Source organism: Luteolibacter pohnpeiensis (assembly GCF_016595435.1).
In the GTDB taxonomy this organism is placed as follows: domain Bacteria; phylum Verrucomicrobiota; class Verrucomicrobiia; order Verrucomicrobiales; family Akkermansiaceae; genus Luteolibacter; species Luteolibacter pohnpeiensis.
In genome coordinates, this window is sequence record NZ_JAENIJ010000010.1 from 33,691 (window position 1) to 49,882 (window position 16,192).

The window sequence follows — 16,192 nt, forward strand, 5'->3', positions numbered from 1 at the left end:
CGGTGGCTAGCATGCCCCACGACGATTCAAGAAGGTCATGATCATGATTTGGAAGTCGAGGAAGAAGTTCCAATTCTCAATGTAATCGAGATCGAATTTCACCCGTTCGCGGAGACAAGTGTCACCACGCAACCCGTTCACCTGCGCCCAACCGGTAACGCCAGGCTTGATGTTGTGACGGACATTGTAGTGCGGGATGTCCTCCTTGAAATCTTCAATCAATTCAGGACGTTCCGGACGTGGACCCACGAGACTCATCTCACCGCGGAGCACATTCAAGAATTGTGGCAATTCGTCAATGTTCCACTGACGCATGAATGCACCGATTTTGAGCCGACGAGGATCGTCTTTTACCGTCCAGCCAGGTGAACCCGATGCTTCGGCATCAAGACGCATGCTGCGAATCTTGATGATGTTGAACGGACGCCCGTTAAGACCAATGCGGCGTTGGAAATAGAAAACAGGACCTCTGGATTCGATGTATACCCACGCCGCAAAGAACGCGATCACCGGTCCGAGCAGAATCATACCAATGATACTGCCGATGATGTCCACCACACGCTTCACGGCATTGTTGAAGGCGTGATGCAAAGGCAATTTGCCAATTCCAAGAATAGGCATGCCGTGGAAATTTTCTACCTGGAGGCCTGAGACCAAAATTTGGAAACAACTAGGGACGATCTTAAAATCGACGAATTCCTTTCCGCATGTTTCGGCGAGTTCAAGCATCTCGGAGCGATCCAAGCTGCCATCCACGACCATCACCAGATCAGCTCCAGAAGATCTCATGATGTCGCGCATGCCTTCGTAAGAACCAAGCACGGCGACTTCTGCCGGAGGCTGGGATTCAAAACCTTTTCCTGGTGGATTGATCACTCCACAGACTGCGATCTGGCTATCGCGTTGTTTGCCGACACGGCCAAGAGCGCGTGCACACTCCTCATTCCAGCCAACAAAAATCGCTTTTTGACGAAGTGAATCCGCGACGGACGCGCGACGCAGCAGGCAGAAGAACAGCCAGCGCCAGGTCAGCAGGGAAATCATCGCGGTAATCCCGCCGATCAAGCAATACATCCGGCTGATCGATGGATTGAGCTTCAGCATCAATGCCAAGGCACAGAATGAAATTGCCCAAAAGAAACAGGATTTCACCACGATGGTGAAGGTGCTTCGAATATTCAGGAAATTGCGCGGGTCGTGGATGCGGAAGTTTGCCAGCAGAAAGATCAACAGACCGCTGCCAATCATCACGTGGCCAAAGTAGCTCCAGATATCGACAACCGGGTCAATCACTCCGACCTGGCGTAGACCAGTCTCAAAGCGAAGAACGTAGGCGACCATTTGCGCCAATAGAATGACAGCGACATCACCCAGGAAACTGCAGGCAACGAGTTTCTGATTGGCTACCCATGGGCGGTGGCGGTGCCTTAAACTGTACTCATGTACGTTATTCTCTTGGGGACGGGCACGCAAAGGTGCGACCGTACCCATTTGGACGGGGGGATTCATGTTGTGGGGGGGAGTTTGGGGGGAGAACAGTCATGGCGGGGGGAACCAGGAAAGTTTGGAGTGCAGCTTGCGCTGCTATGTATCCGACGAGCGGATACTTTCGCTTCCGGGCGGATCTGCACTTGGCAGAGTCGTCCGAGAAACAGGTATTACCGGTGCGGCTGCAGCGGTGTGGTCAGAAGCTCGCACTTCATTCCAGATAAATCCAACGAGATTTCCGCCTGCTGAGCGAGTCAGCTCTGCAGCTCTGCGGAGTCCTTTGCGATCACTGCGACGGTCACCAACCAACAGGCAGGTGCGATCTGCATAACGTGAAATCGCCAGCATATCACTAACAGCCAGAGCTGGAGGAGTATCGATCACAACACGATCGAACCATTTATAGGCATCTTCTAACAATGCCGGGAAACGAGTGCCTGCCAAAAGCTCGCCGGCCTTTGACTGCATCGGTCCAGAAGAGAGCAAATAAAGATTGGGCAGCGCCGTGGAAAAACAGGCGGACGCAGCGTCCGATTCTCCGGCGAGGTATTTGCCAAGGCCGGACTCATGATCGTTGGCAAGGTGGTCGGCACTCAATCCGGCACTGCGCATGTCAGCATCTAACAACAAGGTTCGATGACCCTGCATTGCAAGAGCGGTTGCGTAATTCAGAGCGCAATAGGAACGACCTTCCTTCGAGTTGGCGCTGGCAAAAAGCACTGTCCTGGCGGTATGTCCGCCTGCAGATGGTGCGAGTGCCGCAGAAAGCAAGCGGAATGCCTCAGATGCGGGAGATTCCGGATCAGAGATCAAAAGCATCGGACCGCCTGAGTTTTTTACGTCAGGTATCGTAGCCAGCAACGGGGCACCGACGGCGCGTGCTGCGGCAGCTGAATTGCGGATTTTCTTATCACCCAGTTCAAGACCCGTCACTAGGATCAGACTCAGGAAGCCGCCAAAGAAAGCGCCGCATCCCAGATAAACGATTTTGCGCGGGCTGTGCGGAAAGTCCGGGATCATCGGCGTATCCTGCCACCTGAGAACTGATGACGGAACGGAAGCTGCGAGTGTGGTTTCGCGAAGACGCAGTGCCACGGAATCATGCAAAGCCCGGACGGCTTCCTCATTCCGGCTCAGTACGCGGAATTGCTCGCGAATCCCTTCCACATCAACTGCCGAACTTCTTGCGGCAGCGACTTCCTTTTCGAGTTTCGACTCATGATCGAGCACAACCTGATAGCGCTGCTCCAAGGCCTTGCCTGCTGAAGCGGCCGTCTCCGCGAGGTTTTGTTTCAGCTTCGCCAATTCAGTCGCAGCGGATTTATAGACCGGATGCAGTTCTAGATATCGCTCTTTGATTGCGGCAAATTCCGCTTCTTTTTCCTGAACCGCACGAACCTGTGAAAGAACTTCCGATGTCCGCTCAGATTGCTCGATTCCAGCCAGGGCATCCGGGTCATCCGGATTGAATTTACGGAAAGCCTCGAGTTCGGATTCGATTTTGAGCCGATCCGCCTTGGCTTCTGTTAGAGCCGAGCTCAACGCTCCTAACTCGTCGCGAGCGGCATTGCTGCCACTGGAGTCCTCCAATCCTGGAACCGGATTCGCTTTCCGAAAGTCCTGCATCTTTTGCGATGCAGCTTCCATATTCTCACGCAGTCGCGCTTCCTCGCGAGCAAGCCCTTCACTGGCTTGCTGAGTGATGGTCAGCTGTCGCTCGTTGGTCCAACGTTCATATTCGTCTACCAAGGCACCCACCAATTCCTTTGCACGCTCGGGCTTCGTGTCATCCACGGAAATGCCGATAATACGGGTCCCGCGGTTTAGTTCGACATGCACCCGTTTCGCGAGTGCAGCAGCCAACGTTTCCTTTCCCGCTCCTGGTGGAGCAAAATCAGGATCATTCGCTAGATGAAATTCATCCACCAAACTCAGAAGGAGGATTGATGACGTCATCCCCTGCTCCACCGATCGCATTTGCTCAAGATCCTGAGACTCTTCAGGAGCAACGGCGCGGATATCGAGAATTTGTGGTGCTTGGGTACTCACATAAACCGATCCGGTGGACCGATACATTTTTGGCACTTTTTTAACAAACCACCATCCACCTGCGGCGCCCAATGTGACGAGGAGCACGACGATCCATCCACGACGGAGCAATAAGCTCACCAGTTGACCTCCCTGCACTTTCGGCAGGAAATAAGTCGGGTCCGCACTCTGGCCGACAGGCGACGGTGCAAGCGGTGAAGACTGATCTTTGGAGGTCAGGAACGACATTTCGAGATACTAAAACAGACTTTCCGAGATACTCACAACATCGCCATCGCGTAATGGAATGTCCTTGCTTTTTCCTGTGGTGACATCGCGCAAATTGATGGTGAGGACTTCAGACTCGCCAGAAGACGAATTTCTCTTCAGATGGATTTTGCGGTCATTTGCGATTCGAGTCAGTCCCCCCGCCATTCCAATGGCTTCGACCAAAGTCAGTTGCCTGTGCGCTGGGATTTCAAAAACACCGGGGCGTTGAGCCTGCCCCAGAACGGTGACTGTTCTTCGGATGCGATTCTCAATCGAAACACTAACTTCCGGCTTAACCAGATAACCAGCATGCAATTTGCGGGTGATCTCGGCAGCTGCCTGGTCCGTGTTGAGGCCCTCAATCCGAACGGAGCCGATCAACGGCATGCTGATGGTTCCGTCTGCTGACAGTTGTCCGCGAGTGGTGAGGTCATCTTCGCGAAAGACCCGAATCTCCACCGTATCCAAACGGCCGATCACGCCTGACGAGCCTCCTTGATCATCGGCCATGGCGGCATTCCACACCAAGCCGATGCAAAGGGCGGCTGATGCGATAAGTCGATTCCATTTCATACGATCTAACAATTTAAAATTCATAATCCAAGCGGACTCCAACTACGTTTTGTTCATAACCGAATCCATCTTTCGTGGAACTGCTGTCCGCGATCCGATAAAATGCTTCCAAGCCGAATGAATCGGTGAATCGATATTCCACTGCAGGTCTGAGGAACCAGCTTTCATCCCGACGTCCAGCGCTCCCCGCTCCTTCAACTTGTTTATAAACCGAGCGCTCCGCTCCTGCATCCAGCTTCGCGGTCCATTTACTTCCCAAACGTTGGGAAATCCCGATCGAAGCACCTGTGAGGCGATAGTTCTGACCGGCAAAATAGGCGGAAGCCAGTTCACGCTTATAAGCTGAAACCGATAAAGTTGTGCCATCCTTAACGGCCCATTCAATACGGCCTTCCAAAACCGGTGCGGTGCTGTATCCGTTAGAGAAACTACGATGTTCCGCCGCTGCGCTCCACTGGACGTGAATTTTTTCACGCGGAGCCCAATCCAATGTCGCTCCCAATCGTTGGACATGCTGGTCAGATGCCTGATCCACTTCAAATTTGCCGACCCGATACGCAAATGTGATTTCCGTTTTAGGCGAATAGGCATATCTCATTGCCAATTCCCCATAATACTGCCGAGAATCTAACAAATCGCTCTCATCATAACTCGTGGAAGCCTGACCTGCGGCAATTTCATAAGTCATTTTGCCATGAGGATTCCAACCAACACGAATCGTATTCTCCAACTCCGTGCGATCGATCTGACGTCCTACATCAGCAGTTGCCTCACCTAGTCGACGAATGGAGCCATCATACGAAATCCGTGTGGTTTGGCGGTTCCAGCCAAGTCCCAGATTTACTTCATGATCAACTCTCTGGTCCGCATTGCCCTCTAAATAAACAACAGCCGTAGGCTTGTACGCAAACCTGACAAAGCCGGAACCGACTTCTTCCCGTTGACCTTTGCGATAAGCCATCAGCGGTGTTGCTGTTACGACAACATCGGACTTCGGGTCTTTCCGCGTAAGGGATATATTGCTGTCGTAAGCTGCAGAAAGAGTGACACCTAGTTCCCAACCTGAACGGCTTTTACCCGAGTCATCCAGCGGTATTTCAGCTGTCTCCTGACTCACACGAGTATTCACGGAATCCTCAATTCTTCCATCCTCTGGAGAGGTTGGCTGAATCGACAAATTCTGACCCACTACAGACGACAGGGTAAGAGCCCAGAATAGGGCTACAGTCCTGACAACCAAATGGGGGGACTCTGGTTCTCGTGCTACCATGTTGGGGTGACGGCTAGACTAATATAACATTTTAACTTATAGACAAGTTTTATAAAGGAATGGGTGTATTAAAAATTCAATCGATTTATTTATTGTTTAAATCCAATTATTACGATAATAATTTATAATTTATGATATTACACGTTTCTTAAATTCTTGAGCGAGCGGTTCTGCATTTCCAGCAGCAAACATGGTGAGATGGCCACCAGGAACATCCACGACATCCATGGAATTCACCAAGCTTGACCAGCCGTAATCCTCAGGAACTTCGAATTTATCATTCACGGAGGACGCGCGGAAAAGTGTCAGCTTACCAGCATACGATGTGGGGCGGTAGCGTCGCATCACATTGTAATGCGCTTCACGAAGCTGGATTGCCCTGAGTTCAGTATGTGCCGAAGCTGGCTCAGCGGCGACGGCAGCGGTTTGCTCGGATTTCACTCGCCGGTTTGTTTCGATCCCATCGCGGAATCGGCCTGCCAGTGTTTTGATCCGTTCAAGCAATGGCTGATCTCCCTGAGACTGCCAGTAAACCGAAACGCGTTCTTTGAATGAATATTCACGAACCTCGACCGCCGGATTCACGGTATCGAACAAGGCAAGGAATGGAACATTCTCACCCGCATCCGACAGCTGCCGCGCCATCTCGTAGGCCATGACCCCACCGTAGGAATAGCCTGCTAACAAATACGGACCATTCGGTCTCGTGGCGCGTATCAACTCGATGTATTTGGCAGCAGTTTGTTCGATCGATTCAAGTTCGATGACCTCGCTGCTGCCAAGGTCTGGAGATTCGATGGCGTAAAAAGGCCGATCATCCGGCAAGCGGTTGGCCAGCTCTCGGTAAAACAAAATTCCGCCATCACCGCCGTGAATGGCAAAAATCGGCGGCAATTCCCCATTCCCCTGAACTTCGACCAAATGATCCGCAAGGGCGGGAGTCGAAGGAATTTCATCTGGGTGGGCTCCCGCTTCGATCAATGTCGAAAGCAAACGGATCGTTCTCGCTTTCAATAAGGTCGAAAGTGGCAACGAAACTCCCAGGTCACGTCGAATCCTGGAGAACATCCGCAATGCCATCAGAGAATTGCCACCAGCTTCAAAGAAATCATCGTCTCTGGCGATTTCTTCAATTCCTAACAGCTCTTCCCAGAGCTCTCCTAAGCGTATCTCAACCGCGCCTTCCGGCATCTGATGAACCGAGGCATCGCGTTGCTTCGGCCGGGGCAAAAGTTTCACATCAATCTTGCCATTCGCATTCACGGGCATCCGATCCACTGCGAGGAATCGGTCGGGTTCCATGTACGATGGAAGTCGTTCGCCGATCCAGGCTTTCAGATCACTCACCCCCAGCTCTGCACCATCGCCGACAAACCAAGCCAGCAGACGTTTACCACTGGAACCATCGCCATCTACAGCCACCTTGCATTGCCGGATCCGCGGATGATCTAACAACACTCGCTCAATTTCACGGATCTCAATCCGGTATCCTCGAATTTTGACCTGGTCATCTTTCCGCCCCATGAACTCAACGGTTCCATCTTTTCTCCAGCGGCAAAGATCACCGGTTCGATACATTCGCTCACCATCATGGCCCGGGAGAGGATTCATCACGAAAACCTCGTCGCTCAGCTTCGGTTGATTCAGATAACCCAACGCCAACCCGCTGCCTCCACAGCAAAGCTCTCCGGTCTTACCAATCGCACACGGCCTGCCATGCTGATCCAAAATGTAAACGGATGTCCCGGCGATTGGCTTCCCGATCGGTATGGTGCCACTGGCTACGTCTTCTTTTCGGATCGTATGACAAGTCGTGAAGGTCGTATTCTCCGTGGGGCCATAGCCATTGATCAGTCGAAGATTCGGGAGTTCTCCCAAAACCAGGTTGGCATGACTCGGAGAAATCACATCACCACCTGCAAGAAGCTGCCGGACATTCCGCAGCTCGTCGAGATGTTCCTCGACCATTAACTCAAACAACCCCGCCGTGAGCCACAATGTAGTCACGCCTGCGTGTTTCACCGTCGCAGCCAAATCAGCCAACGACGATTCAGGTTCTCCCAATACCAAACGCCCCCCATTCAGAAGCGCGCCAAAAATCTCAAAGGTCGCGGCATCAAAGGCAATCGTCGATCCCTGAAGAAGGATTTCATCCGGACCCAGATCGCAGTAATTTGCGGCACCGACCAATCGCAAAACTCCCTGATGGGGAATGACAGCGCCTTTAGGAATCCCGGTCGACCCAGAGGTAAACAGCACATAGGCGGGATCCTCTGGTCCACGCGCAACCAGTGCGAAGGATTCATCGGGTAAATGGTTTGGATTGATATAAACTCGATCATCGTCAAGTGATGCATCCGAGATGACGACTTTCACCGTAGCTTCTTCGAAAATCTGCTTTTTCCGAGCATCGGGATATTTCGAATCAACCGGCACATAGCATCCACCCGCTTCCAAAACGGCTAGAACCGAGGCGATCAGCTCAGGACTTCTCGGCAAGTCGATACCGACGCAGTCACCAGCGGTCACCCCCGATCGAGCAAGAGCCGACGCAATCGAAGAAACCTTCGCGGCCAATTCAGTATATGACCAGTTGCCTTGCTTCCAAGACAGCGCAGTCCGTTCAGAATGCTCAGCGCATACGTTTCGGAATCGGTCACTGATCGATCCCGAAATTTCAGGCAGTTCGGTCGTCGACCAGTCTTCTGTTGCAATCGATGTGTTTTCGATTTTCTCGGTGAAATTCGAAAGTCGAATATTTGGCTCCTCAGCAATCTTCAGCAGAAGCTCACAGTAGCGGTTCAACCAATCGAGCATCGTCGACTCATCGAGACGCAGACGATTGTAGGTCGATGATAACAGCAGCCCATCCGGCAACTGCATGATGTTCAGGAAAATGGTCGAATTGCTATATCTTGCAGCGACGGTCTCGACCTTGGTTTCCAATCCGGCAAATGCGCCAAGATCCCCGGAAGGTTCGAAGTTGAAGATATATTCCATCAATGGCCGCCGACCGCCATCGCGATCGACTTTCAATGCGCGGAGGAGCTGGCCGTAGGTCAGACTTCCATGTTCGATTGCATCCATTTGCTGCGCCGATGCATGGCTGGTCAGTTCCTTGAAAGTCGAACGTCCATCAACTTTCGCCAACAGTGGCAAAAAGTTCACGCAATGACCGACCAACCGCTCATCACCATCCTGCATCTGTCCGGCTACCGGGAAGGTCATGACAAATTCATCCTGGCCACTGAGTTGATGGAGAAATGCCTGAAATCCTGCCAGCATCGTGCTGTTCAGAGTCGCGCCGCAGGTCGCCGCAAGTTTGCGCAACTTTTTCAACACCTGTCCATCGAAGGTCACTTCACACGTCGCAGATGCGTAATCCGGCACCAGTCCGAAATCGTGATCCAAAGGCAAATCGAGCTCCGATACTCCGCTGGCAAAATATTGCTCCCACCATGTCAGATCCGTGCTGTCAACAGCACGCCCGGCATGGCGCAATGCTCGGTCAACCACCGAGGGTGCACCTTTCAATATCGGACGTTTCCCAGCAACACGGGCTTGATAACATTCCTGAAATTCCTGAACCAGAACTTCGAACGACCAACCATCGCAAGCGATGTGATGGGCGGCAAATTGCAACACCCATTCCAGGTCTGACAGCTGAATGATCACCACCCGGAACAACGGTCCATGGGCGAGATCAAATGGAGTTTCACGCTGGCTTTCGCCGATTTTCCTTACGGCCTCAGCTTGATCGGTAACGCCTGTTAGATTCTCAAAGATCACAGAAGCGGTTTGTGCCGGATCGATAACAAAGGCCTCGCTGTGAGGATCAGGGAGTCTCATCCGCAAGGCATCATGCCGGTCGACCAAATCCTGAATCGACAATTCGATGGCGGCTCGGTTCGCCGGGCCTTGCAACCGCAGTTGCAGCATTTCATTGAACGCCAAATTCGCTTCATTTCCCATCAGGGACGCAAGCCAGATCTCTGACATTGGCTCGGTCATTGGGAACGGGCCGCGAGCCCCAACACGATCTGCCGAAAATTCGATGGATGGAGGTTTTGCGAAAAATTCGCCTTCCTGAAGCTCGGCAATCGTTTCTCGGAATGCCTCGATAACGCGATCCACGTCCGCATCGGTATGTTCAGCTGTTAGATAAAAAGGCAGCCCCTCCATCGCGAAGATTCCTTTTTCGCGGAGATGATAGTAAACAAGATTGCCATGCTTCACATGATCCCCGATGCGCAGATACATCTGTGAACCGAAGTTTACCATGCGGATTTCAATTCCCTGGTCGCGGAAAAGCCTGTCCACGGTTTTTGCCAAGCGATCGGCACGTTGACGGATCCGATCCCAATATTCGGGACCTTGGGTCATCAAATACTTCAGCACCGCACGGCACGCGGCCATGGCCAAGGGCAAGCGAACGAACGTGCCGGCAAAGAAAGTCACTTCCTTTTCCGGGAACGAGTCATCGCCATATTGCCAAAATCCACCATCGAAGGTGTCCATGTATTTGGCTTTTCCACCAATAACACCAATCGGCAGCGCACCGCCGCCGAACACTTTGCCATAAGTCGCAAGATCCGCCCGAATGCCATACAGTTCCTGTGCACCACCAAGCCCCTGACGCAGACCGGTGATTACTTCATCGAACACCAGAAGAAACCCGTGTTCCTCACTGATTTTTTTGACTTCGTGGACGAAATCGATGGGGATCAATTCCGGTTGGCGGCTTTGCACAGGCTCCACCAGAACAGCAGCGAGTTCGTGCGCCACTTCGCGGATCATCTCCAATGCTTCTGGTTTCCCCCACGGAACAACGATGACATCGCCGACGGCTGCATCAGGAATACCCGGTGCCAGAGGCAATGTCCGACGGCGGGCTCCTTTGCCAACGCTGCGCACTAACACAGGGTCAAAGTTGCCGTGATAGTCTTTATCAAAAACGAGAATCTTATCGCGCCCGGTTACAGTTCGTGAAATTCGCATCGCCGCCTGCACCGCTTCGGAGCCGGTGTTCAGGAAGCAAACCCGTTCATTTCCGGTGGCTTCACAAAACAGCTTGGAGGTTTCCATCGCAGCCTCGCATTGCGGGCCGATTTCGAGTCCCGTCGCAAGTTGGGCCTGGATTGCTTCCGTTACATAATCCGGTGAATGGCCGAGGAAATTCGGGCCAAATCCGTTGACCATATCGATGTATTCATTGCCATCGACATCCCACATTTTCGAGCCCTTCATGCGGTTGGCAACGACCTGATAAACCATCTCTTTCCAGAGCCGGTTGAAGCCGTTCACGGTGCGGGGATCGGCGTGCCACGGTCGATACTGCTGCGTCAGTTCCTTCGACTTCGCGGTTTTCGCATTGTATCGCTTGGTGAGGGCATCCAGATGAGATTGCTGCTTTTCGGTTAGATCGTTTTGGGTCGAGACACGATCAATCCGCGTACGCGGACCCGAAACTCCGGACTCAACCTCCGGTTCATCGGAAGCCTGGACTTCTACGACTTTTGCGGTAGGTGCGGCAGGTTTCACTGCCTCTTTATCGGACTGTGTAACATTGGCCTCAAGGTGTGCCGCCAAACTTCCGAGGGTTGGAAAATTCTGCATCAAGTCCCGGAAGCTGATTGCGATGCCGAACGCCTTTTGCAGCTCACGCGCAGCTTGGGTGAGCAACAGGGAATCGAAGCCCAATTCAAGAAAACTGGCCTCCGCAGCCATCTCTTCGGCTGGGATACCAGACAGATCCTCCAGAACTTCCCGCGCTTGATCTAACAAACCAGCCGGTTGAGCTGTAGACGAAACCTCTTCGACCGTTGTCCCGTCAGTAGGTTCAATCTGACTGACCGCCACATCTTGAGGAGACAAGACGATCGGTTGATCCAAAATCCGACAAGGCAACCAGTGACGCTTGCGTTGGAACGGATAGGTCGGAAGCGGAACCCTGTGTGCTGGAATATCGTGATGCACTGCCAGCCAATCGACTGCCACACCGCGACACCATAATTCTCCGAGTGTCTGCAGCATTCTCAGACGATCCGGCTCACCCTTGGCTGGATGCTCGCAGCTTGCTAAACAAGCCAATGATCGACGGCCAACGGTTTGGCGAGCCAATGTCGTCAGGGTTTGACCAGGGCCAACCTCCAGAAAGATTTTGCCGTCACTAGGTTCCGCAGCAGCTTGCAGTGCGCCGCGGAAGCCCACCGTTTTTCTCAAGTGCCCCGCCCAGTAGCCCGGATCGCACGCTTCCTCATCGGTTAGAAGCTTGCCAGTGACAGTTGATAGAATGGGCAAACTTGGTGCCGACAAGATGATTTTTTCCAGAACCTGACGAAAGCGATCCACCACGGGATCCATCATGCGGCTATGAAATGCGTGGGACGTGTGCAGCTCCCTTACATTCACACCGTCGGCCTCCAGCTGTTTTGCAAATGCTGAAACCGCAGTGGATTCGCCTGCCACAACGCAAAGCTCCGGGCCGTTATCAGCGGCAAGATCCAGATCGTCCGGCAAACGCTGCAGAAGTTGATCAGCAGATAGACGGACCGAAAGCATCGAACCAGCGGCTACCTCCCCCATCAGCCTTCCACGTTCCGCGAGCAAGTGGAGAGCGTCTTCCAAGCTGAAAACCCCAGCCAGGCAGGCAGCGGTGAACTCGCCGACACTGTGCCCGAGCATCAGAGTCGGTTGCATTCCCCATCGCTGCCATTGCCTGGCCAGAGCGTGTTCAACAACAAAAATCGCCGGCTGTGCGAGCACGGTGTGTTTCAGCCGTTCTGCGGCTTCCTCACCATCTTTGGAAAACAAGGTTTCACGCAGATCCTCACCCAGTGTGGCTTTCAAAAGTTCCGCGGAACGATCCACATCGGCACGAAACTCTGGCTCGGCGGCATAAAGGTCGGCCACCATGCCAGGAAACTGTGCACCCTGCCCTGGGAACATCCATACCAACTCCGGCGAGTTTCCCGGTGCGTCTGATTTAACCCAACGTCGGGTTTTCAAAGCCTCTGCTGCCGAAGACCAGTCACTGGCGACAACCGCAGCGCGTGATGGCATCACTTTGCGCGACACTGCCATGGTTCTAACCGAAGCCGCGAAATCGGCATCGTCCGCCTTTTCAGCATGCTCTGCCAAGCGATCGGCGAGTTGCAATAACGCCTTCTCATTCCGTCCCGAAAGCACCATGACCCGTTCCGTTTTCGCCGGGGCGGTGATGGGAGCTTTCGCGGGAGCTTGCTCCAGCACCACGTGCACGTTGGTGCCTCCCACACCAAATGAACTGACTCCAGCACGTCTTGGAAGTCCACCAGCCGGAGTCCAGCTACGACGTTCATCGTTGATGAAAAACGGTGTATTTGCGAAATCAATTCTCGGATTGGCGCGATTGAAATGCATCAACGCAGGCAGCTCGCCGTGTTCGAGCGAAAGGACCGTTTTGATCAAACCACAAACACCAGCCGCTGTATCGAGATGGCCCAGATTGGACTTCAAGGAACCCAACGCGCAGAAGTTGGTTTTCTCCGTCGCCTGGCGGAATGCCGCAGTTAAGCCCGCCACCTCGATCGGATCGCCCAACGGAGTCGCGGTGCCGTGGGCTTCGACATAAGTGATCGTTGCCGGGTCGATTCCCGCATCCAGGTGCGCGCGGTGGATTGCATCCGATTGGCCATCCGCGCTGGGGGCGGCATAGCTGTGTTTCACGCCACCGTCGTTGTTCATGCCAAAGCCCCGCAGGATGGCATGAATGTGATCACCATCACGTTCGGCATCGGCCAAACGCTTCAGCAGGACGACACCCGCGCCGTTGCTGAAAACCGTGCCTGAACTTTCTTCATCAAAAGGCCGGCAACGACCATCTTTCGATAGCATGCCACCTTCCTCATGATGATAGCCGCGTTTCTGAGGAACTGTCACCGTAACACCTCCCGCCAATGCCATGTCGCACTGGCCACTGCGAATCGCCATCACTGCGTGGGCGACCGCTACCAGCGAGCTGGAGCAAGCGGTTTGCACCGATAGGCTGGGCCCCTTCAGGTTCAACTTGAAGGCGACACGGGTAGCCAGGTGATCCTTGTCGTTGCCGAATTCGACTTGCAGGGCACCAACCTGAACCTCTTCCAGATGTCTGCGGCGGGCGGCATCATCAGAGAGAATATGGTGTGGCGCGTAAGTGTCATAATAACATCCGGCATAGACGCCAATCCGGTTTCCGGAAGCTTCCGCATCATCCGGCACATAGCCACCGCGCTCCAGCGCTTCCCAGCAAATTTCGAGAAATACCCGATGTTGCGGATCGATCATTTCCGCTTCACGCGGCACGATGCCGAAAAGTCCACCATCGAGACCTTCGTAGACCTCGGGGTCTAACAAACCACGCGCGCAGACAAAATTCGGATCCCCCTCGCCTCCGGGCACTTCCAGTTCCGATCGGTCAAACTGGGTGATGGATTCCACTCCATGTAGCAAGTTATGCCATAACTCTTCAGGCGATGATGCCCCAGGAAGTCGAACCCCCATGCCAATGATCGCGATGGCGTCATGGCCGTGAGACTTGGACTCGGGTGTTTCCAAAGTAGGGGCTTTACCATCTAACAGTTGCGCCTGGGTCGCTATCGTCGGGGCTTCAAAAAGCGAAACCAGTTCGATGCGTCGGCCGAATTTCCGCTGCAATTGAGCATGAACCCTGACCAAATCCAGTGAGCTGCCACCGAGATCCACAAATCGGTCATTGCTTCCAACCGAGTCCATTCCGAGGACACTGCACCAGATCGCTGCAATCGCTTCCTGGGTGTCACCAAGCGGTCTAACAAACGCTTCACCGAGTTCCGGTCTTGATTTCACCGGACCAGTCGCCCATCCCAAAATAGCGGCAGCAGATTGAAGCTCTGACGCGCATTTGGCCGCCAAGAGTGGATCAACCACGGGATTGACCTGATCAAGTGAAGTCGCTTCAGAAGCTGGCTTTTCCGAAGAAATCAGCGAGCATTCGGCAGCTGCTTGAGTCGAAACCACGCGCAAGCCGTTTTCCCAATTGGCGGAAGCTAGACTCTCCAAAAAATCGCGGCACGGTTGATTGCGGCCGCTATCTGAAAAGCTGATCGCGAGTTCATTGAGTCCCAAGGAAGCTGCAACTCCAGCGAGATGTCGCAGCATTCGCTGTTCGACGCCTTTACCCAATGCCCGACAACTCAACAAAAATGTCTCAACCCACCATCTGCCACCGTCTTCGCGGGACATCATCAAGCCAACGACTCCATAATCTCCGAAACGGTCGCGAACACTTACCAATTCAGCCAGCATGCCTCGGCTTGCAGACATTATTTCAGCCAGGTCCCGCGGATTTGGAGTCGCGTTGAATTGATTGGTCCGTTGCGTCAGCTGACTCGCGCGCTCCAAATTGGTCTCATCCAGCGGAAGAATATCCAGCTCCAGATTGAGCCCCTGAATGAATTCTTCGTAGCTGGAGGTTTGTTGGCGCATCTCGATACGCCGTGCTTCCTGATGATAAAAATCCGCCCGCTTTGCATCTTCCACCGAACTTTGGTTTCGATCCAGAATCCACAAATGGTCGAGCATCGTCACCAACTTCGCGGAATCATCGGGCACCAGAATCGGCAAGACTGCAGGTGCGTTTGCTGCCACTTCCGCAATCTCTGCAGGATTGTCGTCCAGAAATAGAAATCCATCGAGCCCAAGCCCCAAGCGATGAGCCAATTGCTTCAAGTTAGAGGATTTCGGCTCCCAGTTGATCGCGGCATCCACAAAAGCATCGCGCTTCAAGACCATCGCGGGGTTTTCACGAAAAACCGCCTCCACATCTTCCGCACGGTTCTTGGAAACGAGGCAAAGGAGGTATCCTTCATCGCGGCGTGCTTGCAAAAATCTCTGAAACTCCTGCCGATTTGAATCGATCTCAACTCCAAGCGGTCCGACCTCGCCACAAACGCCACTCCAGAGTGTGTGATCACAATCAACCGCAATGACCTTGCATGGTTTTCTCCACGAAATCACCAATCGCCGAACCAGAAATGTCGCCATCGCCGCGAACATTTCATCCGTGTAAGGAATCTTTGCCGTTTCGTCAGAGTCGGAATCAAACCGGGACTCGACCGGATAAAGCCGGGCAAGCATTTCCGGATCAAGCACCTCCACAGCTTTCACCAATTTCAGTTCAGCTGTTAGATCAGCGATGAAATCCGCATCGTCGTCTTCTTTATCAGGCGAGGGACAAGGCAGCACCAAGGTCCGGATGCCATCGCGTGAAGTTGACTCTTCGAGCGCCGCAACCAATTCACGGACGACGGAACGTGTGCGCTCCGGGCGATCGCAGCCCAGGTCCGCTTTGCGAATGAGGATCACATTAACCCCACCCGCGTTTGTCGAAAGCGAGCTCGCGGGATCGAGCAACTGCTGAAAAACCTGGTTAAAGGGAGCGAAGGAGATTTTGCAAGGATAACCCAGCTCCTTCAACCACGTCTCCATCACGGGCTTTAGCGGCTCGGCGGTAAACGTCGCTGCGAGGTGGATTTGGGGGGATCGGGATACAGAAGACATGAG

The 16,192-nt window shown here is 53.4% G+C and carries 5 protein-coding genes; all 5 read right to left on the reverse strand.

Going from position 1 to position 16,192, the window contains the following annotated elements; translation table 11 throughout:
* Positions 1 to 6: 6 nt before the first annotated feature.
* Positions 7 to 1,509, reverse strand: coding sequence for a sugar transferase (locus JIN85_RS08095; RefSeq protein ID WP_200269459.1), 1,503 nt, complete (start codon positions 1,507 to 1,509; stop codon positions 7 to 9).
* Between the two features lie 75 nt (positions 1,510 to 1,584).
* A complete protein-coding gene (locus JIN85_RS08100) occupies positions 1,585 to 3,765 on the reverse strand; it encodes a GumC family protein (RefSeq protein ID WP_200269461.1) in 2,181 nt (726 codons plus the stop codon).
* A gap of 9 nt (positions 3,766 to 3,774) precedes the next feature.
* Entirely contained in the window at positions 3,775 to 4,359 is a 585-nt protein-coding gene (locus tag JIN85_RS08105) for a polysaccharide biosynthesis/export family protein (RefSeq protein WP_200269463.1), read from the reverse strand.
* 13 nt (positions 4,360 to 4,372) lie between these two features.
* Positions 4,373 to 5,488 (reverse strand): outer membrane beta-barrel protein, encoded by a 1,116-nt coding sequence (locus JIN85_RS21935; RefSeq protein ID WP_200269465.1) that lies wholly within the window; start codon positions 5,486 to 5,488, stop codon positions 4,373 to 4,375.
* A 270-nt stretch (positions 5,489 to 5,758) separates the two neighbouring features.
* Positions 5,759 to 16,189, reverse strand: coding sequence for a non-ribosomal peptide synthetase/type I polyketide synthase (locus JIN85_RS08115; protein ID WP_200269466.1), 10,431 nt, complete (start codon positions 16,187 to 16,189; stop codon positions 5,759 to 5,761).
* Positions 16,190 to 16,192: the final 3 nt, after the last annotated feature.